Origin of the sequence: Thermomonospora catenispora, assembly GCF_006363815.1 — a bacterium.
Taxonomy (GTDB): Bacteria; Actinomycetota; Actinomycetes; order Streptosporangiales; family Streptosporangiaceae; genus Thermomonospora; species Thermomonospora catenispora.
Window position 1 is genome coordinate 51718 of the sequence record NZ_RRYT01000008.1, and the last position, 24873, is coordinate 76590.

20 protein-coding genes and 1 tRNA gene are annotated in these 24873 nt (G+C 72.1%); 6 read left to right on the forward strand and 15 right to left on the reverse strand.

What is annotated here, in order from left to right; translation table 11 throughout:
• Positions 1-97: 97 nt before the first annotated feature.
• From EIO00_RS08790 to EIO00_RS08815, 6 genes are all read right to left on the reverse strand, one after another.
• Entirely contained in the window at positions 98-1573 is a 1476-nt protein-coding gene (locus tag EIO00_RS08790; RefSeq protein ID WP_140177023.1) for a sugar transferase, read from the reverse strand.
• 241 nt (positions 1574-1814) lie between these two features.
• Positions 1815-2402 (reverse strand): aminoacyl-tRNA hydrolase, encoded by a 588-nt coding sequence (gene pth, locus EIO00_RS08795; RefSeq protein ID WP_140177024.1) that lies wholly within the window; start codon positions 2400-2402, stop codon positions 1815-1817.
• 199 nt (positions 2403-2601) lie between these two features.
• The gene (locus EIO00_RS08800) at positions 2602-3210 is read right to left on the reverse strand and encodes a 50S ribosomal protein L25/general stress protein Ctc (protein ID WP_140177026.1); all 609 of its coding nucleotides are present in this window, start codon (positions 3208-3210) and stop codon (positions 2602-2604) included.
• A gap of 387 nt (positions 3211-3597) precedes the next feature.
• Complete coding sequence (locus EIO00_RS08805; protein WP_140177028.1) at positions 3598-4575, reverse strand: ribose-phosphate diphosphokinase; 978 nt, start codon at positions 4573-4575, stop codon at positions 3598-3600.
• Between the two features lie 28 nt (positions 4576-4603).
• On the reverse strand, positions 4604-6070 hold the full coding sequence (gene glmU / locus EIO00_RS08810) for a bifunctional UDP-N-acetylglucosamine diphosphorylase/glucosamine-1-phosphate N-acetyltransferase GlmU (protein WP_140177030.1): 1467 nt from the start codon (positions 6068-6070) through the stop codon (positions 4604-4606).
• A gap of 206 nt (positions 6071-6276) precedes the next feature.
• A tRNA-Gln gene (locus EIO00_RS08815) sits at positions 6277-6347 on the reverse strand.
• Positions 6348-8226: 1879 nt separating this feature from the next.
• Here EIO00_RS08815 and EIO00_RS08820 point away from each other — a divergent pair.
• The 3 genes from EIO00_RS08820 (at position 8227) to EIO00_RS08830 (ending at position 10587) form a co-directional block, all read left to right on the forward strand.
• Positions 8227-9171, forward strand: coding sequence for an acyl-CoA desaturase (locus tag EIO00_RS08820; protein WP_140177032.1), 945 nt, complete (start codon positions 8227-8229; stop codon positions 9169-9171).
• Between the two features lie 26 nt (positions 9172-9197).
• On the forward strand, positions 9198-10028 hold the full coding sequence (locus EIO00_RS08825; RefSeq protein WP_422100036.1) for a TetR/AcrR family transcriptional regulator: 831 nt from the start codon (positions 9198-9200) through the stop codon (positions 10026-10028).
• Between the two features lie 220 nt (positions 10029-10248).
• The gene (locus tag EIO00_RS08830) at positions 10249-10587 is read left to right on the forward strand and encodes a hypothetical protein (protein WP_140177034.1); all 339 of its coding nucleotides are present in this window, start codon (positions 10249-10251) and stop codon (positions 10585-10587) included.
• Between the two features lie 164 nt (positions 10588-10751).
• Here the strand turns inward: EIO00_RS08830 and EIO00_RS08835 are convergent, their stop codons facing one another.
• Positions 10752-11585 carry a trans-aconitate 2-methyltransferase gene (locus tag EIO00_RS08835; RefSeq protein WP_140177036.1) on the reverse strand — a complete coding sequence of 278 codons (834 nt, stop codon included), beginning with the start codon at positions 11583-11585 and terminating at the stop codon, positions 10752-10754.
• Between the two features lie 156 nt (positions 11586-11741).
• On the opposite strand from EIO00_RS08835, the gene EIO00_RS08840 reads away from it, so the two are divergent.
• A complete protein-coding gene (locus tag EIO00_RS08840; protein WP_140177038.1) occupies positions 11742-12230 on the forward strand; it encodes a MarR family winged helix-turn-helix transcriptional regulator in 489 nt (162 codons plus the stop codon).
• Positions 12231-12275: 45 nt separating this feature from the next.
• On the opposite strand, the gene EIO00_RS08845 is transcribed toward EIO00_RS08840, so the two are convergent.
• The 6 genes from EIO00_RS08845 to EIO00_RS08875 all read right to left on the reverse strand — a co-directional run bounded on the left by EIO00_RS08845 (position 12276) and on the right by EIO00_RS08875 (position 19274).
• Positions 12276-14030: an ABC-F family ATP-binding cassette domain-containing protein gene (locus EIO00_RS08845; RefSeq protein ID WP_140177039.1), complete on the reverse strand. Its 1755-nt coding sequence runs from the start codon at positions 14028-14030 to the stop codon at positions 12276-12278.
• Between the two features lie 221 nt (positions 14031-14251).
• The gene (locus tag EIO00_RS08850) at positions 14252-14563 is read right to left on the reverse strand and encodes a hypothetical protein (RefSeq protein ID WP_140177041.1); all 312 of its coding nucleotides are present in this window, start codon (positions 14561-14563) and stop codon (positions 14252-14254) included.
• 1012 nt (positions 14564-15575) lie between these two features.
• The gene (locus EIO00_RS08860; protein WP_140177043.1) at positions 15576-16469 is read right to left on the reverse strand and encodes a 4-(cytidine 5'-diphospho)-2-C-methyl-D-erythritol kinase; all 894 of its coding nucleotides are present in this window, start codon (positions 16467-16469) and stop codon (positions 15576-15578) included.
• Positions 16470-16492: 23 nt separating this feature from the next.
• Positions 16493-17440: a glycoside hydrolase family 26 protein gene (locus EIO00_RS08865; RefSeq protein WP_241661230.1), complete on the reverse strand. Its 948-nt coding sequence runs from the start codon at positions 17438-17440 to the stop codon at positions 16493-16495.
• Positions 17441-17477: 37 nt separating this feature from the next.
• Positions 17478-18425 (reverse strand): 16S rRNA (adenine(1518)-N(6)/adenine(1519)-N(6))-dimethyltransferase RsmA, encoded by a 948-nt coding sequence (gene rsmA, locus EIO00_RS08870; RefSeq protein WP_140177045.1) that lies wholly within the window; start codon positions 18423-18425, stop codon positions 17478-17480.
• Between the two features lie 54 nt (positions 18426-18479).
• On the reverse strand, positions 18480-19274 hold the full coding sequence (locus tag EIO00_RS08875) for a resuscitation-promoting factor (protein ID WP_140177215.1): 795 nt from the start codon (positions 19272-19274) through the stop codon (positions 18480-18482).
• A gap of 143 nt (positions 19275-19417) precedes the next feature.
• Between EIO00_RS08875 and EIO00_RS25575 the strand changes: the two genes are divergently transcribed.
• Positions 19418-20398, forward strand: coding sequence for a hypothetical protein (locus EIO00_RS25575; protein ID WP_140177047.1), 981 nt, complete (start codon positions 19418-19420; stop codon positions 20396-20398).
• Between the two features lie 31 nt (positions 20399-20429).
• Here the strand turns inward: EIO00_RS25575 and EIO00_RS08885 are convergent, their stop codons facing one another.
• Both EIO00_RS08885 and metG read right to left on the reverse strand, forming a co-directional pair.
• Entirely contained in the window at positions 20430-21260 is an 831-nt protein-coding gene (locus EIO00_RS08885; protein ID WP_140177048.1) for a TatD family hydrolase, read from the reverse strand.
• Between the two features lie 70 nt (positions 21261-21330).
• A complete protein-coding gene (metG, locus tag EIO00_RS08890; protein ID WP_140177050.1) occupies positions 21331-23127 on the reverse strand; it encodes a methionine--tRNA ligase in 1797 nt (598 codons plus the stop codon).
• A 186-nt stretch (positions 23128-23313) separates the two neighbouring features.
• Here metG and EIO00_RS08895 point away from each other — a divergent pair, with 186 nt between their 5' ends.
• The gene (locus tag EIO00_RS08895; protein ID WP_140177052.1) at positions 23314-24867 is read left to right on the forward strand and encodes a glycosyltransferase family protein; all 1554 of its coding nucleotides are present in this window, start codon (positions 23314-23316) and stop codon (positions 24865-24867) included.
• Positions 24868-24873: the final 6 nt, after the last annotated feature.

Sequence of the window (24873 nt, forward strand, 5' to 3'; positions counted from 1 at the left end):
CGACTTCCAGACTCGGTTTGGTGGGTCGCCACCCCATTGTCCATCATGAGGCGCTCATGCGGCCGGCGGGGCGGCGGGATGGGGCCGAAAGCGGCGGTCAGTACGCGCCGGAGGCCCGGATCACCGCCGACCAGGTCTTCCACATGATCTGCAGGTCCATCACCAGCGACCAGTTCTCCACATACCGCAGGTCGAGCCGCACCGACTCCTCCCACGACAGGTCCGAACGGCCGCTGATCTGCCACAGCCCGGTCATCCCGGGTTTGACCACCAGCCGGCGGCGCACGTCGTCCCCGTACCGCGCCACCTCCTCCGGCAGCGGAGGACGCGGTCCCACCAAGGACATGTCCCCGCGCAGCACGTTGAGCAGCTGGGGCAGCTCGTCCAGGGAGTAGCGGCGCAGCACCCGGCCCACCCGGGTGACCCGCGGATCCTCCCTGATCTTGAACAGCACTCCGTCGTGCTCGTTGCGCTCGGCCAGCTGGGCCTTGAGGATCTCGGCGTCGTCCACCATGGTGCGGAACTTGATCATGGTGAACGGGCGGCCGTCCCGGCCCACCCGGGTCTGCCGGAACAGCACCGGCCCGCCGTCGCCGATGCGGATCGCCAGCGCGACCCCGGCCATCACCGGGGCGGCCAGCAGCAACAGCACCAGCGCCCCGATCCGGTCCGACAGCTCCTTGACCAGCCGGCGTCCGCCCGACAGCTCCGGATGCTCCACGTGCAGCAGCGGCAGCCCCGCCACCGGGCGGATGGAGATCCGGGGGCCGACCACGTCCATCAGCGCCGGCGCCACCACCAGCTCCACGTCGTCGGCCTCGATCTGCCAGGCCAGCCGGCGCAGCGCCACCCCGTCCATCTCCGGACACGCCAGCACCGCCACCGAGTCGGCCCGGGCCGCCTTGACCACCTGCGCCGCCTGCCCGAAGTCCCCCATCACCGGCACGCCCTCGACGTGCTCGACGGCGTCCTCACCGTGGCTGAGGGCGGGCGGCAGGCACACCCCCACGATGTGCATGCCGTGGTAGCGCTGCTTCTCCAGCAATTTGATCAGGTCGGCCACCGCGCCGCGGTGCCCCACCGCGATCACCCGGCGCATGCACTCGCCGTGCCAGCGCCGATAGTGCAGCCGCTTGCGCAGCCGGTACCGCATCACCAGGGTCAGGAAGGTGCCCAGCGGCAGCGCGATCAGCACGTATCCGCGGGCGACCTCGGTCTTGGTGGCGTACGCCGCGGTCGCCACGATCGCGGTCATCACCCAGCCGGAGCGGATGACCCTGCGGAACTCCTCCGACCCCACCCCCACGAAGCGCGGGTCGTAGCCGCGCAGCACCGACAGCACCGCCACCCACACCACCGGCAGCGCCACGGCCAACCCCACGTACGGCAGCGTGTAGTCGTCCGGAACCGGTGTGAAGCGCACCGCGAACGCCACCAGCCCGGCCACCAGCATGGCGACGAAGTCCAGCGTGAAAGCCCAGTGCAGATAGCGCCTGAGCCAGGTGGCGGGCCTGCGGCGCTCACGCGCGGCGCGCGGCGCGCTCCTCACTCCCACTTCGTCGACGACGGCCATCAGCGTCCTCACAGACTGGGCGACGAAGGCCCCCCATGTTGGCTTACATCCCAGGACGCCCATCTGTCACCTGCGGTTCACACGCCGTCCCGCAAAATCCCCCCGATCATGGGCGTCCCGTGTCGGATCGGCGAACGTCTCAGGACTTCACGACAACCAGGGATCTCTCGGCATTCTTAGCACACCGCGCCGATCCGCCACACGGGCCACCCGGAAAAGTGTCCGAAAGGTCGGAGAAGGGTCACGAGGCGGATCGGGAGTGGTAGACGTTCTGGGTCGCCTCCAGCCCTTTGGCCAGCAGGTGCTCCACCGCGTCCGCCACCAGCTCGACCTGCAGGTCCAGCTCCTTGCGCTCGGCGGCGGAGAAGTCCTGCAGCACGAACGTCGCCGGATCGGTCCGGCCCGGCGGGCGCCCTATTCCAAACCTAACCCGTAGGAATTCTGCAGTTCCCAGGGATTTCGTAATCGACCGCAGCCCATTGTGGCCGCCCGTGCCGCCGCCGCGCTTCAACCGGACCGCCCCGAAGGGGATGTCCAGTTCGTCGTGCACCACCACGATTCGTTCGACGGGGACCTTGAAAAAATTCCGCAATCCCGCTACCGGGCCCCCCGACTCGTTCATATACGACCGCGGCTTGGCGAGCACCACCCGCCGCCCCGCCAGCCGTCCCTCCACCACCTCGGCCCGGGCCCGGTGGGCCTTGAAGCGCCCTCCGGCCCGCGCCGCCAGCGCGTCCAGCACCATGAACCCGGCGTTGTGCCGGTTCCCGGCATAGCGGGGGCCGGGGTTCCCCAGCCCGACCACCAGCCACAGCTCACCGTCGTCCATCACGCCCGCCCGACCGGCACGTCCACCACCGAGTCCACCACCGATACGCTTCCACCAACGTCGCAGCATCACCGCAGCACCCCCGGATCCCCGTGACGCCGCCCGGTCCCGCCGCGCCGGCGACCCCCGCACACGCCGACGGCCCCCGGCGGGTGCGCACCGCGGGGGCCGTTGGCGGAAAGCCGTTGCGAAGAGGCCGTCACTCGGCGGCGGCCGCGGAGTCCTCGGCGGACTCGCCCTCGGCCTCCTCCGCGGCCGGGCCGGTCGCCGCGGAGGCGTCCACGATCTGGAGGATCAACGTCTCCTCGTCGGCCGCCAGCGACACGCCCGCGGGCAGCTTCAGGTCCTTGGCCAGCACCGAGTCGCCGATCTGGAGCCCCGTCACGTCCACTTCCACCGCCTCGGGGATGTGGGTGGCCTCGGCCTCCACGGCGACCTCGATGACCGGCTGCTCGATCCGGCCGCCCGACGCCACGTCACCGGTCGCGTTGACCGGGATCTCGACGGTGACCTTCTCCCCTCGCTCCACCAGCAGCAGGTCCACGTGCTCCAGGAACCCCTTGATCGGGTCCCGCTGCACGTCCTTCGGCAGGGCCAGCGCGGGTCCATCCGCCAGGCCCTCCACCCGCAGCAGCACGTTCGGCGTCTTGAGGGCCAGCATCAGGGCGTGGCCCGGCAGCGTGATGTGCTGCGGAGGGGTGCCGTGACCGTAGAGGACGGCAGGCACCTTGCCGGCCCGGCGGGCGCGCCGAGCTGCGCCCTTACCGAACTCGGTGCGCGGCTCGGCGACAATACGTACCTCGGACACGGCGAAGTCTCCTCATGTTGCGATCCACGGCCGTCCACACAGGACGTCCGTTACGGACAGTGCGTATCAAGGCGAAGGCTCGATTGCGGCAAGCGCCTCGTCAAAGATCCAGATGCGATCCCCGGGGAGTGCGAGTCCACCGTCGGAGCCGTACTGAACGACCCGGGGCGCACACGGCGCACCAAGTCTAACCGATCTCAGGCCGTCCCGATGCCACGAGCCCGGCGCGCCGCCCGCCCGGCGCAGCGTGCGCCGGGCCACGAGACCGACCCGCGACGCCCGCTGCACGGGGCGCCCCCACGGGCGAGACGTCCCCGCGCAGCACGCCCCCGCACGGCGCGCCGGGACCGCCGCACGGGCGGCCCGGCACGCGGCCGGCGGCCGGCCTCAGCTGTGCCCGCCGAACAGGCTGGTCACCGACCCGTCGCTGAACACCTCGTGGATCGCCTGCGCGATCAGCGGAGCGATCGACAGCACCGTCAGCTTGTCGAACCTCTTCTCCTCCGGGATCGGCAGGGTGTTGGTGAGGATCACCTCAGAGATCCGGGAGTTCTTCAACCGGTCCACCGCCGGGCCCGACAGCACCCCGTGCGTGGCCGTCGCCACCACGCGCGCCGCGCCCTTCTCGAACAGCGCGTCGGCCGCCTTCACGATCGTGCCGCCGGTGTCGATCATGTCGTCCACGATCACGCAGGTGCGGCCTTCGACCTCGCCGACCACCTCGAAGACCTTGACCTCGTTGGCGACCTCGGGGTCCCGGCGCTTGTGGATGATCGCCAGCGGGCAGCCCAGCCGGTCGGTCCACCGCTCCGCCACCCGCACCCGGCCCGCGTCGGGGGCCACCACCGTCACCTGCGAGGTGTCCAGCTTGGACTCCACGTGGCTGGCCAGCAGCTCCAGCGCGAACAGGTGGTCCACCGGGCAGTCGAAGAACCCCTGGATCTGCGCCGTGTGCAGGTCCACCGTGATCAGGCGGTGCGCCCCCGCCGTCTTGAACAGGTCGGCGATCAGCCGCGCCGAGATCGGCTCCCGGCCCCGGTGCTTTTTGTCCTGTCGCGCGTACCCGAAGAACGGAGCGACCACCGTGATCCGGGCGGCCGACGCGCGTTTGAGCGCATCGACCATGATCAGCTGCTCCATGATCCACTGGTTGATCGGCGAGGTGTGCGACTGGATCACGAACGCGTCCGAGCCGCGCACCGACTCCAGGAACCGCACGAAGGTCTCGCCGTTGGCGAAGTCATAGGCCGCGGTCGGCGTCAGCTCCACGTGCAGGTTGTCGGCGACCTCCTTGGCCAGCTCCGGGTGCGCCCGGCCGGAGAAGAGCATCAGCTTCTTCTCACCGCTCGCCTTGATCCCACTCACCTGAGAAAACTCCCCCTCGAAGGAAAATCTATGCACCCGTGTCCTGGCCGGCGGCGGGCTCGTCCGCCCGACGCTCGGCCGCCCGGCGCGCCGCCTCCGCGGCAGGGGTTCCGGGGCGCTTGCGCTCGACCCACCCCTCGATGTTGCGCTGCCGGCCCCGCGCCACCGCCATCGCCCCGGGAGGGACGTCGCTGACGATCACGGAACCCGCCGCCGTATAGGCCCCATCGCCTATGTGCACCGGAGCGACCAGCATGTTGTCGCTGCCGATGCGCACGTGGTCGCCCACGACGGTGCGGTGCTTGCGCACCCCGTCGTAGTTGACGAACACCGACCCGGCGCCGATGTTCGAGCCCTGCCCGATCTCGGCGTCGCCGACATAGGTGAGGTGGGGCACCTTCGCCCCCTCTCCCACCACGGCGTTCTTCATCTCCACATAGGTGCCCGCCTTGGCCTTGCGGGCCAGGCGGGTGCCCGGTCGCAGATAGGCGAACGGCCCGACCGTCGCCTCCGGGCCGATCTCGGCCCGGTCCGCCACCGCGTTGACGACCACCGCGCCGGCGCCCACCACCGTGTCGGTCAACGTGGTGTTGGGGCCGACCTCGGCACCCTCCTGCAGCCGGGTGCTCCCGCGCAGCTGGGTGTTCGGATGGATCACCACGTCGGGCTCGGTGACCACGTCCACATCGATCCAGGTGGTGGCCGGATCCACCACCGTCACGCCGGCCCGCATGTGCTCCCGGACGATCCGCTCGTTGAGCAGCCTGCGCGCCTCCGCCAGCTGCACCCGGTCGTTGACGCCCAGCATCTCCACCCAGTCCGGGGCGGTGAACGCCCCGATCCGGTGGCCCTGCTCGCGCAGGATCGCCGGGACGTCGGTCAGGTACTCCTCGCCGCCGGCGTTGTCGGTCGTCACCTGCTTGAGCGCGGACTCCAGCAGCTCGCCGTCGAAGGCGTACATGCCGACGTTGATCTCGCGCACCGCGCGCTGGGCCTCATCGGCGTCCTTGTGCTCCACGATCGCGGTCACCGCGCCGTCCGGACCGCGCAGGATCCGCCCGTATCCGGTGGGGTCGGGGACCTCGGTGGTCAGGACGGTCGCCGCGTTCTGCTCCCGTTCGTGGGTGCGCACCAGTTCCGCCAGCGTGGCGCCGCGCAGCAGCGGATGGTCGCCGTTGGTGACCACCACCGTCCCCTGCAGCGTTCCGACCTGCTCCAGCACGGTGCGCACGGCGTGTCCGGTCCCGCCCTGCCGCTCCTGGACCACCGGCTCGGCGTGCGGGGCGTGCTCGGCCAGGTGCTCGATCACCTGCTCACGGCGGTGCCCCACCACCACGAGCAGCCGCTGCGGCTCCAGCTCGCGGGCGGCGGCCAGCACATGACCGAGCATGCTGCGTCCGCACAGCTCGTGCAGGACCTTGGACTTGCGGGACTTCATGCGGGTGCCCTCACCCGCGGCGAGGACGATCACGGCAGCCGGGCGGCGCGCACTCACGGAGGCTCCTCGGCATCGCGGACTGGGTCGGATGATCGGGCACCGGCGAACGCTATGGAGCTGAAACACTCACGACCTGCATCGACGCAGGCGACCAGCACAGGCCCGACAGCTGCAGGATACCGCCCCGCCTCGTCCTGTCACCCCCGCGGGGTTCCCGGCCCCGCCAGGCCGGGCGTCGCCTGGCGGGGCCGCTCTTCGTCCTGCTCCCGGGGAAGGAATCGAACCCTCATTAGAGCAACCAAAATGCCCTGTCCTGCCGTTAGACGACCCGGGAAGGACCGGTCCCTGTCATCGAGACCGACGTGTCCAAGGATACCGACTGACGCTGCTCGCGGCCTCCCCTTAAAACAGCGCCTCCCGCGGCGGCGGGCGCCGCCGGAGGCGCGGTCCGGTCCGTTCGCGGACGTCTTGCGGACATGCCGTCGGCGCCGTGCCGCGGTGCGGGCGAAGAAGCGGACGACGATGCGGGCGGAGAAGATCGCGGCGGGTCTCCTCGATGCGCGGATCCCCCTCTCCACGACGCCGTTCCCGGCGTCCGCCGCGGTGCCCGGGCGTGTTCGCTCCGCGGTCCGCGGCGTCCGTGGGCGAAGGCGCCGAGGACGGCCCCTCCGGCCCGTCGCCGCCTCCGCCGGAGCCCGTGGGACGGGCTCGCCGCGCCCTCCCCGATCTCCCCGGCCGCGAAGGGACGGAGATTCCTTCTCGCCACCCCTTTCTCCCCGGTTTCTCATCCGCCGTGTCGGCCCGAGGAAAGGACCCGGTCGACGGCGACGCGTCGTCGACCGGGAGGCTCCGGTTTCGCGCATCGCCACCGTTTTCCGCCCATCAGCGGACGAGTGCCGAGATATCTCGCTATCCAGGACTGAGAAGAAGCATTTCACATGCGGTCTCCCGCGCCGATCGGGCGTCGGAGGGCTCAGGGCCCGCCGGACCCCTCGGTCCCGCCCTCCGGTCGCCGGCCGGCGCACCACCGGCCGGCGCCGCGCGGCCCCTGCGCCCCGTCCTCCCCGGAAGTGCCCGTCACGCGCGCGGCCTCCCGGGTGCTCTCCCGGCGGCCCCATGGGCCGCCTCCGACGGGTGGGCGCCCGTCCCGGCGGCGCCGCACCGACGCCCTCCGCGTCCGGCCGCGGGCCGATCCGCAGCCGCCGATCGGGCCGGCGCTCATCGCCGGATGCGCTCCGGAAAGGTCTCCGCCGAACCCCTCTGTGGACCACCCTGTGGATAACACTTTCTCGATTGTGGAAAACCTTCCTCTCAAGGGATCGACGGGCTTTCCGGCGAAGCCCTCTGCGGTCACCGGGGATCCCGGCGCCCGCCCTCATGGCGCGGCGCCGGGATCCCGCGGACCGAAAAGGCGCGCGCCGTAGGAAGAGAACACGGCGGCGGCTCTCTCGGCCGGCCCGCTTTGCAGTCGATCTCCCGTTTCGAAGGAGGAAACGGCCCGGCTCCCGCCTCGTCACCGGTCCGCGCACGAAAGGTCGCCGGTCCGTGCGCGAAAGGCGGCCGTCCGCCGTTCCCGCCGCCGTGCGCCCGGACGCCATAAGGCCTTCCCGATCCGAGCCGAAGGTGCGTCGGATCCCCCGCCGTTCGCCCGCCCGGACCGATCTGGAATCCACGACGCGGAAGGCGAGCGTCACCGGGCGCGCACATCCGGTAGCCGGCGGGCCGGATATGTGTGCGCAATGTCATAGCGCCATGGCGGACCGGGGCCTTCTCCGGATCGGCTCCGGCCGCGCCGGTGCCCTTTCCGGCGCCGTGACGGCGCGGTCACGGCAATGCGGAGCAGGGCGGTTCAGAACGCGCCTCATCGAGCACGCCGTCTGCACCGTCCGCCGTGGGGCGGGCGGCGGGAGGACGAAGGCGTGCGGTTTCGGATGTCCCACAGGAGGTATCGATCCCCGGCATGCGAGCGATCGGCGAACTCGGGACGCCCGCCGGGCGTTGGCCTCAGAGAGGTCGGCCCCGCCGGGCGCAGGCCCGTCCTCGGCGTCGTCGGGGCCGCCGGCCCGGAGTCGGCGCGCGAGGGGCGGGCGGGTGGATCGCTCGCACATGTGACCGGGAAGACAGCACCGGTTTTACCGACGAGGTCTGTCCAACCTACGGATCCGTAGGTTACGGTGGCGTAGGTAAGGGTTCCCGACATGGAGAGCGTTCGTATGACTACTGCCCCGGTTCTTGACCGGCCACGCGCCGGCTCACGGCCCGAACTCGAGTCCGAGCAGACCCCCTTCGGCAAGAAGGTGCTCGTCGCCGTCTTCACCGGCGTCCCGTTCCTGGCCCTGCTCGCCGCGGTCCCGATGGCCTGGGGGCGCGTCCTGGGCTGGACGGACGTGGCGCTGGCGGCGGTGTTCTACCTGGTGACGGCGGCCGGCATCACGATCGGCTACCACCGGCACTTCACGCACGGCTCGTTCAAGGCCAAGCGACCGCTGCGCATCGCGCTGGGCATCGCGGGGAGCATGGCCATCGAGGGCCCCGTCATCACCTGGGTGGCCGACCATCGGCGGCACCACAAGCACTCCGACAAGGAGATGGACCCGCACTCGCCCTGGCGGTTCGGCGACGACTGGAAGGCGCTGGCCAAGGGGCTGGTGTGGGCGCACTACGGCTGGCTGTTCGACGGCGCCCAGACCTCCAAGCGGCGGTTCGCCCCGGACCTGCTGGCCGACAAGGACATCGTGCGGATCCACAAGGCGTTCCCCGCGCTGGTGGCGGTCTCGTTCCTGCTGCCGGCGGTGCTCGGCGGCCTGCTGACCATGTCCTGGCAGGGCGCGCTGACCGCGTTCTTCTGGGCCGGACTGGTGCGGATCGGCCTGGTGCAGCACGTGACCTGGTCGATCAACTCCATCTGCCACACCTTCGGCAAGAAGGACTTCGAGGCCCGGGACGAGTCGCGGAACGTCTGGTGGCTGGCCATCCCGTCGCTGGGCGAGTCGTGGCACAACCTCCACCACGCCGACCCCACGTGCGCGCGTCACGGCGTCCTCAAGGGTCAGGTGGACGTCTCCGCCCGGGTCATCTGGGCGTTCGAGAAGCTGGGGTGGGCCTACAACGTCCGCTGGCCGAACCAGGAGCGGTTGGCCGCCAAGAGGCTGAGGTGATCCCGTCTTCGCGGGATGATTGATGAGTGACTGAACCCGCCCCACGGTCCCGCCGCAAGAGGATGACCGGTAAGGAACGACGTGAGCAGCTTCTCGAGATCGGGCGGACCCTGTTCGCCGAGCGAGGACTCGACGGCACCTCGGTAGAGGAGATCGCCGCCGCGGCCGGGGTCTCCAAGCCGGTGGTGTACGAACACTTCGGCGGCAAGGAGGGTCTGTACGCGGTCGTGGTGGACCGCGAGTTCGAGAAGCTGCTCCGCCTCATCACCGATGCCCTGATGGCGGGCACGCACTATCGGCAAAAACTGGAGAAGGCGGCGCTGGCGCTGCTGGAATACATCGAAGAGTGCAGCGACGGGTTCCGCATCCTGGTGCGCGATTCGCACGGCGGCACCGGCACCGGCAGCTTCGCCAGCCTGCTCAGCGAGATCGCCAGCCAGGTCGAGCACGTGCTGGCCGAGGAGTTCGACCGGCGCGGGTACGACGACAAGCACGCTCCGATGTACGCGCAGATGCTGGTGGGCATGGTGGCGCTGACCGGCCAGTGGTGGCTGGACGTGCGCAAGCCCAAGCGCGCGGAGGTCGCCGCCCACGTGGTGAACCTCGCCTGGAACGGCCTGTCCGGGCTGGAGCCTCGCCCGACCCTGGACCCCAAACGCCGTCACAAGGAGCGCGAACGCCTCAGGCGTCTCCGCGAGAAGGAGGCGGCCAAGGCCCTGAAGGCCGAGGAGAAGGCCGCCGCCCGGGCCGAGAAGGCCCAGCGCAAGGCACGCCGCGAACAGGCCGAACGCGAACAGGCCGAAGAGGACGCCCCGTCCGCCGAGCAGCCGTTCGCCCCGTCCTCGGACCTCTCCTAGCGATTTCGGGTCGCCCCCGCGGCCCGGCCCGCCGGTCGGCGGCGACCGGGGCAGGGTCCCCGCGGCCGGGCGGGAAGGTCGAGGGACGAGCGGCGGATCGACGGGCGCGATCTGAGACGCGATCTGGGACGCGGTCGCACGGGCGGGCCTCAGCGCTGTATTCCGTCACTTCCCCTCTCTAGATTCGAACATACGTTCGACATCGAGAGGAGGGATCCCGATGATCTCGCTCATGGACACCGGGCCGGCGACGTCCTGGCGCCGTCGAGCACGGCGTTCCGGCGACCGGGACCGCCCGGGAGGACGACCGCCCTGGGGAGCGGGCGCACGAAGAGGGGCGAGGAGAGGGGCGACGGCCTCCGACACCGTCGCCGACGAGCGCATCGCCGAGTCCCTGACCGCGCTGGAGGACGCCCTCTGGCTGCTGACGGAGAGCGAGCGCACGCCGGCCTGCGCACTGGAGAACGCGGTCCGGCGCCACGACCACGTCGCGGATCTGCGCAGGCTCGTGCACCGGCTGCAGGAGCTGTTGCTGCGCTGGGAGGGGACTCCTCCGTGAAGTGCGGATCGCGGCGGCCGTCCGGAGTTCGTCCGGACGGCCGCCGACCAGGGCCACCGGCTCGGATCACGAGACCGGAGCTCGACACGGGTGTCGCCCGCCGCATGGAAGTCGCACCGCAGGGGAACGAGAACGCCTTGTTCACACGGCGGGCGGCACCCCGCTCAGGGAGGCGGCTCGCCGCCGTCCTCGGGGCGGCGGGCCACCACGAAGATCCGCCGGAAAGGGAAGACCGTTCCGTGCGGGCCGGGCGGATAGGCCGCACGGAGGGCGGCGCCGTACTCGGCGAGGAAGTCGCGGGCGGCCTCGGGGTCGAGGGCCGAGAGGACCGGACGCAGGGTGGTGCCCTTGACCCACTCCAGGACGGCGTCGTCGCCGCCGAGCACCTGGATGTAGGTGGTCTCCCAGGCGTCCACCGCGCAGCCCAGGTCGGCCAGCAGCGTGAGGTAGCCGGCGGCGTCGCGGACCGGCTCGGCCTCCAGCAGGCCGCCCAGCCGGTCGCGCCAGCGCGGCGACTCGCACAGCTCGCGCAGCAGGACGTGGCTGGGCGCGGCATGGTTGCCGGGCACCTGGAAGGCCAGGCAGCCGCCCGGGGCCAGATGGTCCGCCCAGCGGGCGAGCAGCTCCTCATGGCCGGGGATCCAGTGCAGGACCGCGTTCGAGATGATCACGTCCACCGGGCGGGCGGGGCGCCACCGCCGGACGTCCTGCACGGTGAAGCGCACGGATGCGCCGGCGGCGGAGGCGGCCCGCCGGGCGGCGGCGATCATCTCGGGAGAGGAGTCGAGCCCCTCGACGACGGCGCCGGGCCAGCGCCGGAGCAGCGTCACGGTGCGCTCGCCGGATCCGCAGCCGAGGTCGACCACATGACCGGGATCTCGGACGGGGACCCGCGCGAGGAGCTCGTCGAACGGACGGCCGCGCTCGGCGCCGAAGACGCCGTACTGCGCGGGGTCCCAGACGGCGGACCCGCGTGCGGCGGCCAGTTCTCTCGACATCAAGACATATCATGGCCGGAAAATATCTTGATGTCAAACATTCCGCCGCGTCCCGCCCGCGTCGCCCCTGCGGACCGCCCCTCCGGCCCCGCCCGCGACCAGGTCGCGGCGCCGTCGGACCAGACATCTTGATGTCGAGAAAGGTAGGCTCCTGCCATGGAGGATGAGGTCGATCGGCTGGTCGCGGCATGGCGGGCCGAACGCCCGGACCTGGACGTGCAGCCGCTGCACGTCCTCAGCCGCATCTCCCGTCTGGCCCGTCACCTGGACCGCGCCAGACGCGCGGTGTTCGCCGCCCATGACCTGGAGCCCTGGGAGTTCGACGTGCTGACGGCGCTGCGCCGCGCCGGCCGTCCCTATCAGCTCAGCCCCGGCCGGCTGCTGCGCGCCACGTTGGTCACCTCCGGCACCATGACCAACCGGATCGACCGGCTGGAGGCCGCCGGGCTGGTCCGCCGACTCCCCGACCCCACCGACAAACGCGGCGTCCTGGTGCGGCTCACCGACAAGGGCCGCACCCGGGTCGACGCCGCGTTCGCCGACCTCCTCGCCCGCGAGCACGACATCCTCGCCGGCCTGTCCCCCGCCGAACGCGACACCCTCGCCGGTCTCCTCCGCACCCTCCTGGCGCCCTTCGACCTGTGACGCCCTCCCGGCCCGCGGACCGGAGCGCTCAGCCGGCGGACGGGGTCACTCCACGTCCTCGGCCAGCAGGAGCCACTGCTCCTCCAAGGCGGCGACCTCGGCCTGGACCTCCTTGAGCTGCTCGTTGAGCTCGGTCAGCTTCTCGTAGTCGGTGGCGTGGGCGGCCAGCAGCTCGTGGAGCTCGGCCTCGCGCCGAGCGAGCTTGTCCAGCCGGCGCTCGATGCGGTCGAGCTCCTTGCGGACCTTCCGGAAATGGGCGGCCGGCTTGGGCTTGTCCTGGACGGTCTTGGGCCGGGCCGCGGCGCGGGAGGCCTCGGCGGCGCGGCGGCGGGACAGGTACTCCTCGACCCCGCCGGGCAGCAGGCTGACCCGGCCGTCGCCGAGGAGGGCGACGACGTGGTCGGTGACGCGCTCCAGGAAGTAGCGGTCGTGGCTGACCACCACGAGGGTGCCGGGCCAGCCGTCGAGCAGGTCCTCGAGCTCGTTGAGGGTCTCGATGTCGAGGTCGTTGGTGGGCTCGTCCAGCAGCAGCACGTTCGGCTCGTCCATCAGCAGCCGCAGCAGCTGCAGACGTCGACGCTCGCCGCCGGACAGATCGCCGACGGGGGTCCACTGGGCGTCGCCGCGGAAGCCCAGACGCTCCAGCAGCTGGCCGGCGGTCCACTCGCGCTTGCCCACGGTGATGCGGCGGCGGACCTCCTCGACCGACTCCAGCACACGCCGGGTCGGGTCCAGCTCCGCGAGGTTCTGGGACAGGTGGGCGAGCTTGACGGTCTTGCCGCGGACGACGCGGCCCGCCGAGGGGGCGAGGCTTCCCTCGAGCAGCCGCAGCAGGGTGCTCTTGCCGCTGCCGTTCACGCCGACCACGCCGACCCGGTCGCCGGGGCCGAGCCGCCAGGTCATGTTCCGGAACAGGGAACGGCCGTCCAGCTCCAGCGTCACGTCCTCCACGTCCAGGACGGTCTTGCCGAGCCTGGCGGTGGCGAAGCGGGTCAGCTCGACGGTGTCGCGAGGCGGCGGCTCGTCGGCGATGAGGGCCTGCGCGGCCTCCAGCCGGAACTTGGGCTTGGAGGTGCGGGCCCGCGGGCCGCGACGCAGCCACGCCAGCTCCTTGCGGAGCAGGTTCTGCCGCTTCTCCTCGGCGGCGGCGGCGAGCCGCGCACGCTCGGCCTTGGCCAGCACGTACGCCGAATAGCCGCCCTCGTAGCGTTCGACCCGACCGTCCACGACCTCCCAGGTCAGCTCGGTGACCTCGTCGAGGAACCACCGGTCGTGGGTGACGACCACCAGCGCGCCGCGGCGGGCCTTGAGGTGGCGGGCCAGCCAGTCGATCGCCTCGATGTCCAGGTGGTTGGTGGGCTCGTCCAGGATCAGCAGATCCGAGTCGGGCACCAGCAGCCGGGCCAGCGCGACCCGGCGCCGCTCCCCGCCGGACATCTCCTCCAGCGGGGCGTCCAACGACAGCTCGCCGAGCAGCCCCGACACGATGTCGCGGATCCGGGTGTCGCCGGCCCACTCGTGCTCGGGACGGTCCCCCAGCACCGCGGAACGCACGGTCGCCCCCGCGGGGAACTCGTCCCGCTGCGCCAGGTGCCCCAGCCGCAGCCCGCGGGCGTGCGTCACCCGTCCCGCGTCGGGCTCGATCCGCCTCGCCATCAGGGCGACCAGGGTGCTCTTGCCCCCGCCGTTGCGGCCGACGATCCCGATCCGGTCGTCGTCGTCCACACCGAGCGACACGGCGTCCAGCAGCGGCTCGGGCCCGTAGGCCTTGGTGACTGTCTCCAGATTGATCAAGTTCACGGCAGCACCAGGCTAGTGGCTCCCCGGCGCCGACCGGCCATCCGCGGACCGACCGGCACGAGCGGAGGCCCCTGCCCGCAAGGCGCCGACGCCCGCACGCGGCATCCCGGAAGCACGATCCCCGAACACGCCGGCTGCCTCTCTTCGGGCGGGACGGCCGCCGGGGCGCGCCTCACCCGGCGCGTCGCGTCCTCATGTCGCCGTCGGGGCCGGACCCGCCGTCACCACGACGAGGAGCCGCTGTCGGACCCGGAGGACCCGCTGTCGAACCCCGACGAGCCGCCGGAGGAGCCCCAGTCGGAGGCCATGCCGCCGAGCGCCGACCCCATCCCCGGATCCGACGACGAGGAAGAGGAGGGGGGCGCGGAGAAGGACGACGAGGAGTGGTTCCAGGACGACGACCACGTGCCCGGGTGATGCGAACTCCTCGACGCGCCCTTCGCCGTGCCGCCCATCGTCGCCAGGGCGAAGCACGCGCACAGCAGGCCCACCAGGACCCCCACCACCACGACGACCGCCACGATCGACCCCATCGCAGATCCCTTCATCAGGCGTATGCACCTGTTTTCGACGTGCCGACGGGGTCTCCCGTTCGGTCCACGGCGGCGGAGAACGACGGCGGCGGGGGCGGGCCGCCCATGGACGGTCCCGCCCCCGCCGCCGAACGCGCCGTCACCAGGAGGACGAGGAGCCGCTGTCGGACCCCGAGGAGCCGCTCGAGAAGCCGCCGCCGGAGAAGCCGCCGGAGGAGCCCAGATCGGAGGCGATGCCGCCGAGCGCCGACCCCACCCTCGAATCCGAAGACGACGAAGAGGAAGACGAAGAGGAAGAGGAGGCCAGCGTGGAAGACAGCGAGGGGTCCTCCGAAGAGGAGTACGGGGCGGAGGACGAAGACGAAGAGGAGGACGAGGAAGAGCGCGAGGACGACGAAGAACGCGACGAGGACGATGAGGAGCGGCCGTGGGAGCCCCGGGTCCGCGCGCCCGATGAGGGGCCCGGAGACTGCGGGCTCCGGGAGGACGAGGACGCGGTGCCCGGCCGGTACACCGTGTACCCCGGCGTGCGGCCCCGCATGCTCCCCGCCCGGCGGGCCGTCGCGATGCGGTGCATCGCGACCAGGACCCCCGCCAGCAGTACCACCCCGATCAGGACCAGTACGAACGTCACCATCGCAGATCCCTTCGCCAGGCGTATGCATCCGCCTTCGACGCCCCGACGCGCCCTTCGGTTCGGCTCACGGATCGTGGAGAACGACGGCGCCGCAGGCAGGGCATGGGCCGGGGCCCACCGTGCATCGCGCCGGAACCGAACGCCCCGTCACCACGAGGACGCGGAACCGCAGGAGCAGCCGTCGTACCCCGGCCGAGGCCATGCCGTCGACGAAGCTCACCGCAGACGGACAAGGAAGCCCACCAGCAGCAACACCGCCGTCGCCACGATCGCGAGCTCCATGATCCCGATCCCCGCCATCGCCGCTCCCTTCAGGCGGACACGTCCGGTCATGTCCGGTGCGATGCGCCGGCGGGGCCGCTCGTCCAGTCCGCGTCAGAGAACGGTGGCGCCGGGGACAGGGCCGTGGGCGGTGACCACGCTGCGCGCGACGCCCGCCTCGGTGAGGGCGGCGGCCAAGGACTCGGCCCGGTCGGCGGAGTCGGCGAGGAACGCACAGGTGGGGCCCGAACCGGAGACCAGGGCCCCGAGCGCGCCGAGGGCGCGGCCGGCCTCCAGGGTGTCGCGCAGGGAGGGGCGCAGCGACAGGGCGGCCGGCTCCAGGTCGTTGGCGAGCTCGGCGCCGAGGGCCTCGGCGTCTCCGGCGGCCAGCGCGGCCAACAGACCGGGCGACGCCTGCGGAGGGCCGGGCCGCTCACCCCTCAGCTCCCGCAGCCGATCGCATTCGGCGTACACCGCGGGCGTGGACAGGCCGCCGTCGGCGAGCGCGAACACCCAGTGGAAGCGACCGGACACCGTCACCGGGGTGAGCACCTCGCCTCGGCCGGTGCCGACGGCCGTGCCGCCGAGCAGCGCGAACGGGACGTCGCTGCCCAGCCGGGCGGCCAGGGGGTGCAGGTCGGTCTCGGCGCCCCACAGGCGGGCGCAGGCGACCAGGGCGGCGGCGGCGTCGGCGCTGCCGCCGGCCATGCCCCCGGCGACCGGGATGGACTTGCGGATGGTCAGCGCCGCACGCGCCGGCACGCCGAGCCGCTCCGCCAGCAGCCGGGCGGCGCGGACGGCGAGGTTGTCCTCCCCGGTGGGGACGCCGTCGATCGAATCCCCTTCGACCCGCAGCGTGAGGTCGTCGGCGGGTTCGGCGACGACCTCGTCGAACAGCGAGACCGCATGGAAGACGTTGGCCAGGTCATGGAAACCGTCGTCGCGGAGCGGTCCCACCGCGAGCTGGAGGTTCACCTTGGCGGGCACGCGAACGGTCACGGTGGTCACGGCGCGATCGTAGCGATCCCGGCTCAGCCGCTCGCCGCCACCGGCAGGTTGCGGGGGTTGAAGAACGGGGCGGTGGCCACCTCCCGCAGCGCCGACAGCGCCGCGGCGTCGCCGCCCAGGGAGAACTCATACCGGGGCTGGCCCGAATCGTCCCGCCCGCCCTTGTCGGAGTCGAAGTACACGACCGCCTTGATCTGCGGATGCTGCAGGTAGGTGGCGGCCTTGCGGAGCCACTCGGCGCGGCGCTCCCCGTAGGAGCGCGGCACCCCGAACTCGGAGATCATCACCGGCTTGGGACGGTGCCGGGCCCAGTCCATGAAGCCCGCCGCAGCCTCGGAGAAGTCGCGGTACTCGTAGGCGCCGCCGGGGTAGATGTCGGCCGCGATCCAGTCCACCTGGTCGTCCCCCGGGTAGTAGGTGTGGGCGGTGCCGCCGTTGAATCCGGCGGAGGTGGGGCACCACACCCAGGCGACGTTGTCGACCCCCTCCTGCCGGAAGATCTCCCGCAGGTGCCGCCAGGCGGCGATGTAGTCGGCGGCCGAGTGGACCTTCTCCTGCTGGGAGGTGGCGTCCATGCGGGGGTGCCAGCGCAGGAACACCGGCTTGCCGAGCTCCTTGAGCGCACGGGCGCGGGTCCGGATGCGCTCGTCGTACCGGCCGGCGACGATCTCGCGGGTGTCGGCGCCCTTCCAGGTCAGCAGCAGGTAGCGGTCCTCGGCGGCCAGGTCGGCGTCGGCCCGGCGCGGGAACTCCTGGCTCCAGGAGCGGTAGACGGCGGCGATGTCCAGCCGCCGCCCCAGGCTCCGTTCATAGTCCCGCACCACCGTCACCTGATCGTCGTCGGCGGGCGAGGGGGTCGGGGACGGGCTCGCCGAGGCCGAGCCGTCGGGCGGGTAGTGGCGCACCGGGTCCACCCAGGCGCCGAAATAGGCGCCCTCGGCGGGCGGGGTCGGCGCGACGCCGGCCCGCACAGTGGTTTGAATCTTCGGGGGTGCCTCCCGTTCCCCGCTACATCCCGGAAGCGCCAGCAGCGCCGCGAGCATCATCGCCCCGAGGGCCCGCGACCGCCCCTTCACCATGTTCCTCCGTACGTTCGCCGGTGACGAGAGGACGATACTGGGCGATACGCGCGAAGGCGCCGATATCCAGCGCCTCGCCCCTGGCCCGGGGATCGACGCCCGCCGCGCGCAGCACCCGCTCGGCGGCCTCCGCCGAACCCGCCCAGCCCGCCAGCGCCGCCCGCAGCGTCTTGCGGCGCTGGGCGAACGCCGCGTCGACGACCGCGAAGACCTCCTCGCGCGGCACGCCCGGCACCGGCGGCTCCCGCCGGGTGAACGCCACCAGCCCCGAGTCCACGTTCGGCACGGGCCAGAACACGGCACGGCCCACCGGCCCGGCCCGGCGCGCCTCGGCGTACCAGGCCAGCTTCACCGACGGCACCCCGTACACCTTGCCGCCCGGCTCGGCCACCAGCCGATCGGCGACCTCGGCCTGCACCATCACCAGGCCGCGGCGCAGCGACGGGAAGGCGGCCAGCAGGTGCAGCACGACCGGCACGGCCACGTTGTAGGGCAGGTTGGCCACCAGCGCGGTCGGCTCGGGCCCGGGCACGCTCGTGACCCGCAGCGCGTCGTCGTGGACGACGGTCAGCCGGTCGGCGCGCCCGGGGGCGCGGGCGGCCACGGTCTGCGGCAGCGCCTCCGCCAGCACCGGGTCGATCTCGACGGCGACCACCCGGTGCCCCTGCTCCAGCAGCGCCAGCGTCAGCGAGCCCAGCCCCGGGCCCACCTCGATCACCACGTCCCCGGGGTCCAGGTCGGCGGAGCGGACGATGCGCCGCACGGTGTTGGCGTCGATGACGAAGTTCTGGCCGAGCGTCTTGGTCGGCCGCACGCCGAGCCGTGCGGCGAGCCGTCGGATGTCGGCCGGTCCCAGCAGCACCTGTGAGTCCCCCACCCGCCCAGTGTCCCAGCCCGCGCCGGGTGACCCGGACGGCGGACGGCTCTCCGGTCAGCTGAACAGGTACTTGCCGCAGTGCGGCCACTGGCCCTGCCAGCGGCCGTTCACCTTGTTGTAGAGCAGCTGCGCGCGGTAGGTCTGCTCGGCGGCGGACGCCTCGGACGGCAGGCCGGTGCCGCCGACCGAGGCCCAGGTCTGCCGGGAGAACTGGTAGAGCCCGTAGTAGCCGGCGGGGTTGACGGCGTTGGGGCGTCCGCCGGACTCGCACTTGGCCAGGGCCGCCCAGTTGAGGCGCGCGGCCTCGCCGCCCACGCTGGTGGGCTGAGGGCCGATCTCCACGATGCGGGCGACGGGCTTGCGGAGGATCTTCTGCTCGATGACCGCCTTGACGCGTCCGCCGTTCTTGCCGCGGACGTAGGCGACGGTGACGAGCTTCTCGCCCGCCCGCCCGTTCCTGACGACCTTCTCGCTCCAGGCGGCCAGCTTGGAGTTCTTCCGCTTCCGGACCGGCGGATCGATCTTGATCGTGCGGGTGACCGGCTTGGACAGCAGCCGCCGGACCCGCACCGCGTCCACCGCGGGCTCATCCAGGTCCGGCCTGACCAGGTAGTACCGGCCGAGCCGGACGTTCGCCTGGGCGAGGACCTCGCGGACGGTGCGACCGGTGGTCGTCACCGTGGTCCTCTTGCCGTCCACCGTGAGCACGATCTGCCGGGGCGTGACGGTGGGCGTGGCCTTCGGGGCGTCCGCGGCGGCCGGACGGGTGCCTCCCTCGTCGCCGCCACAGGCCGTCGCCGACGCCGCGAGCAGCGCGACCGCGAGCACAACAGCGGGGATACGGCGCACCAACGGGTCCTCCTGGCAAGACGGCATCAACCGCGCCAGACGATAGGGGCACCCACCGCCCCACCGCTACCGAAACCGGGACACTTCACTGCCCTCACCGCTCAGCGGGACGAGCCCTCCAGTGCCTCCTATAGCGTCCTGTCATGCTGCTCGCCCGTCTGGCCCTGATCGCGGTGGCGGTGGCCGTCGTGGGGGTCGTCAACGCCCATCCCGCCCGGCTGATCTACAACCACGTCGCCGGAGAACGGGTCACCGTCCACGTCACCGACTGCGACCGCGAGCGCAGGAGGCTGGACTGCCGCGGCACCTGGCGCGACTCGGCCGGCCGGACGCACGAGGGCCGCGTCCACGGCGCCCACTCCCACGAGGTCGGGCGCCGGGTGAGCGCGCAGGCCGGGCCGGTGGGCGTCTACGTGGGCGGCCTGGCCCGGCAGTGGGTCTGGTTGGCCGTGCCCGTCATCACCGTGCTCGCCCTGCTGGGGACCGCGGTCGCGGTGGTCTGGCTGGGGCTGCGCACCCGAGCCCACGGGCGCGAGCTGCTGGCCCGGCCGGGCGCGCTGCTGGCCGAGCCCCGCCGCATCCGCCGCGCCGCCGACGGGCGGACGCTGGTGTCGCTGCGGCCCGCCGCGGCCCCGCCCCGGCACGACCCGACGCCCCTGCCGGGCGGGAAGCCCCGGGAGAAGACCTCTCCCGTGCTGGACCGGGTGCTCCGCCTGGCCGCCAACCCGGCGCGCCGAGAACGCTTCATCGCCGCACGGGACCCCTCGGGCGCGGTGCGGTTCATCATCGAACGCCGTCCCACCGGGGCGGACCAGCCGGAGACCTGGCTGCTGGCCCCCGACGGCGAGGCGCGCGGCCTGGTGCGGCGCCTGGAGGGGAACCCGTTCCGCGCCCAGTTCCTGCGCGCGGACGGGGAGCGGGTCGGGTCGGTGAAGCCCGACCCGCAGGTCCCCGAGACGATCAACCGGTTCATCGTCCGCGACCGGTCCGGCCGCCGCGTCGCCACGGTCGGCCCCGGCACGTTCCTGCGGTGGGCCTGCCACATCGAGCCCGACGCCGACCCGCTGGTGCGCGATCTGACGCTGGTCCTCACCGTCGACCTGATCCGCCTCGTCCAGGCCTAGCGCCGGTCCCGGCGCATCGGAGCGGGGCCGGTCACCAGGGGCCGAACAGGCGCTCCCCGGTGGCGGCGATGGCGGCGCACAGCTCGGCGACCTCCACGCCCTTCACCTCGGCCATGAAGCGGACCGTCAGCGGGATCAGATAGGAGGCGTTGGGCTTGCCCCGGTAGGGGACGGGCGTCAGGAACGGCGCGTCGGTCTCCACCAGGATCGAATCCAAGGGCGCCGCCCGCAGCGCCTCGCGCAGCGGCTCGGCGTTCTTGAACGTGACGTTCCCGGCGAAGCTCATCACATAGCCGCGGTCGGCGCACTTCTTGGCCATCTCGGCGTCGCCGGAGAAGCAGTGGAAGACGACCTTCTCGGGGGCGCCCTCCTCCTCCAGGACGGCCAGCACGTCCTCGTGGGCCTCCCGGTCGTGGATCATCAACGGCTTGCCGGTGCGCTTGGCGATGTCGATGTGCGCCCGGAAGGAACGGTGCTGGTCCTCCTTGGGCGCCCAGTCGCGGTAGTAGTCCAGCCCGGTCTCCCCGACCGCCCGCACCTCCGGCCGCTCCGCCAGCCTGGCGATGTCGTCCAGGACGTCGTCGTCGATCCCGGCGGTCTCGTTGGGATGGATGGCGACGCCGGCGTACACGTCCGGGTTCTCCCGGGCGGCCTGAGCCGCCCAGGACGAGGACTTCAGATCGCAGCCGATGGTGAGGATGCGGCGGATGCCGACCGCGTGCGCGGCCGACACCGCCCGCGGCACCGGGACCTCCAGCAGGTCCAGGTGACAGTGGCTGTCGAAGACGTCGACCGGCAACGCCTCCGGCAGGGGAGGAAAGCTCGCACCGATGAAGCCGTCGCCGGCCCGTTCGCTGATCATGACCCACTCCGTGTGAGACCGTGGCCGCCGGGGAACGGCCACTCGTCCACTGTGTGCAACGACGTGCCGGTCAGGACTGTTCCAGCCGGCGCAGCTCCTCGTCCACGATCGAGGCGTCCAGCTTGGCGAACAGCGGCTTGGGCTTGCTCAGCGGGGTGCCGGGACGGATCGGCCGGTGCTCCCAGCGGGCCTGCTCGGCGCCGTAGTCACCGGTGATCACCGGGTAGGACGGGCCGCCGTCCTCGTCCACCTCGCGGATCTCCGGCATGGCCGCCCAGACGCCCTCGCCGCCCAGCATCTTGTGCACCTTGTCCGAAGACTTGGGCAGGAAGGGGGTCAGCAGCGTCTTGGCGTCGTCGACGACCTGCAGCGCCACGTGCAGGACGGTGCCCTTGCGGGCGCGGTCCTCCTCCTTCCACGGCTGCTGCGTCGACAGGTAGCCGTTGGCCTCGCGGACGACGTCGAAGGCCGCGGTGACGGCGTTCTTGAACCGGGAGCGGCCCAGCTCGGCGCCGACCCGGTCGAAGGCGGCGCGGCTGTGCTCCAGCAGCGCCCGGTCCGCGTCGGTCAGCTCACCGGCCTCGGGGATGGCGCCGAACTCCTTGGCCGCCATGGTCACCGAACGGTTGACCAGGTTGCCCCACTGGGCGACCAGCTCGTTGTTGTTGCGCTCGCGGAAGTGCTGCCAAGTGAAGTCGGTGTCCTGGGTCTCCGGGCCGGCCACCGCGACGTAGTAGCGCAGAGCGTCCACGTCGTAGCGCTCCAGGAAGTCCTTGACGTAGATGACCACCTGGCGGGAGGAGGAGAACTTGCGGCCCTCCATCGTCAGGAACTCCGAGGCCACGACCTCGGTGGGCAGGTTGAGCGGCCCCAGGGAGCCGGGCTTGCCTCCCTTGTCGCCCTTGCCGCTGTAGCCCAGCAGCATGGCCGGCCAGATCTCGGAGTGGAAGACGATGTTGTCCTTGCCCATGAAGTAGTACGACAGGGCGTTCGGGTCCTGCCACCAGGCCCGCCACGCGTCGGGGTCGCCGGAGCGGCGGGCCCACTCCACCGAGGCGGACAGGTAGCCGACCACCGCGTCGAACCACACGTACAGCCGCTTGTCGGGCCGGTCCCGCCAGCCCTCCAGCGGGACCGGGACGCCCCAGTCCAGGTCGCGGCTGATCGCCCGGGGCTGCAGGTCCTCCAGCAGGTTGAGGGAGAACTTCAGCACGTTGGGCCGCCACCGGTCCTGCTTGCCGCGCAGGAAGTCGCCGAGCGCGTCGGTGAACGCCGGCAGGTCGAGCATGAAGTGCTCGGTCTCGACGAACTTGGGGGTCTCCCCGTTGATCCGCGACCGGGGATTGATCAGGTCCACCGGGTCGAGCTGGTTGCCGCAGTTGTCGCACTGGTCGCCGCGCGCCCCGTCGTAGGAGCAGATCGGGCAGGTGCCCTCGATGTAGCGGTCGGGCAGGGTGCGGCCGGTGGACGGGGAGATCGCGCCGAGGGTGGTCTTGGGGAAGATGTAGCCGTTGTCGTACAGGCCCTTGAAGATCTCCTGGACGACCGCGTAATGGTTGCGGGTGGTCGTCCGGGTGAACAGGTCGTACGACATGCCGAGCGCCTGCAGGTCGGAGGCGATGACCCGGCTGTAGCGGTCGGCGACCTCGCGGGGGCTGACGCCCTCCTTGTCGGCCTGCACCAGGATGGGGGTTCCGTGCTCGTCGGTGCCGCTGACCATGAGTACCTGGTTGCCCGCCATCCGCTGGTAACGGCTGAACATGTCGCAGGGCAGCGCGAAACCGGAGACGTGCCCGATGTGACGGGGCCCGTTGGCGTACGGCCAGGCGGGCGCGGCCAGGATGTGCTGACTACTCGACGAGGACATGTCACCAAGCCTAGAGGCCCGCGCAGGCGGGCTCAGCACGTTATCGCCGAGGGTCATCGCCGGGCCCGTCGCCGAGGTCGTCGACGAGGTCGTCGCCGAGCGCGGCCCGGGCGCGGACGCCGATACGCTAGCGGCGGTTTCCCGCATCCCACGTGACGGTCCCCGACGCAGAGGTTGAGATCCGGCATGGTCCCCACGACGGTCCGCGAGTCCGCTCCGGAACGCCCCGCCGCGGCGGGGGCGCCCCGCAGGCCGTGGTGGCGGCGCCGGGTGGCGGGGCTGGCGGCGCTGGTGGCCGCCTGCTCGGTGGTCGTGCAGTGGATCGTCATGACGCCGCCGCTGTACTACGACCCCTACTACGTGTTCGAGGGGGCGCGGCGCTGGCCGGACATCCCGCTGGACCGCTGGCCGTTCAACGAGGTGCCGCACCAGGTGTCGCGGATCGGCCTGCTGCTGCCGGCCCGGCTGATGCAGGAGCTGCTGGGGCCGGGGCAGGCGGCGTACTTCGCGATGGCGGCGCTCGGCGGGATCGTCTTCTACGTCGGCTGCTACCTGCTGGTGCGGTCGCTGCTGGGGGACCGGATCGCGCTGCCGGCGACGCTGCTGCTGATGGTCCACCCCTTCTTCCTGCTGACCAACCCGTTCAGCGAGCAGGAGATCACCTGGTCGATGGGGGTGATGCTGCCGGACATGCCGGGGGCCGGCCTGTTCGCGACGGGGGTCGCCGGCCTGGTCGTGGCGAGCCGCCGCACCGGACGCCGGCAGACGGCGCTGCTGGCGGCGGCGGGCCTGTGCATGGGGTATGCGTTCCTGATCCGCGACTTCGCGGCGTTCATGTACGCGGGGATCCCGGTGTTCTTCCGGCTGCTGGGGATCCCCTGGCGGCGGCTGTGGGCGGTGGCCGCGCCGATGCTGGGCGTGCTGATCGCCAGCATGATCCACAACCAGCTGGTGTGGGGGAACGCCATGTCGGCGATCCGGTCGGCGGCCGGGCACGGCGGGGAGCCGAGCGAGCCGGTGACGCGGATGCTGGCGCTGCGGTCGTTCGAACGGGCGATGACCGACTGGCATCCGCTGGGTTGGATCTTCGTCGCGTTGCTGCTGCTGAACGCGATCGGCTGGGTCGTGACCCGGGACCGGCGGCTGGCGCTGACGCTGGTGTGGTTCGTGACGCTGGCGGTGCCGCTGACGCTGCTGTCGGGGGTGCTCGACCCGCACCACATCACGCTGCGGGGCTGGCTGCTGCGGTACTGGTTCCCGGTGCTCCCGGCGCTCCTGGCCGGCGGGCTGGGCGCGTTGACGCTGCTGCTGGCCCGGATCCCCGCCGCCGGGGTGCGGACCGCCCTGGCGGCGGCGTGCTGCGCGCTGGCCGCGGTGTACGCGCCGGCGGCGGTCGCGCAGGTGCCGGACCTGCCGCGCGACAAGGCCTGGCGGGAGCTGCGGGGATGGCTGGCCGGCCGGGACGATCTGCCGGTGATCTGGTCGGACCATCGGCTGGCGCAGACGCTGACCTTCTACACCCGCGACGTGTGGGGCCGAAAGCAGTGGCACGGGCGGATCCGGTCGTTCCCGCACGAGTACCGGGCGATCCCGGTGATCGCCGAGGACGGGCCGTTCCTGTACACCCGGTGGCGCGGGATGGAGCCGGCGATGGTGGCGAACACGCGCCTGTCGCCGGAGAACGGCTACCGCCTGCTGTGGCGGTCCTCGGACGGGCTGCTGGAGCTCTGGGCCCGGTAGCCCCGG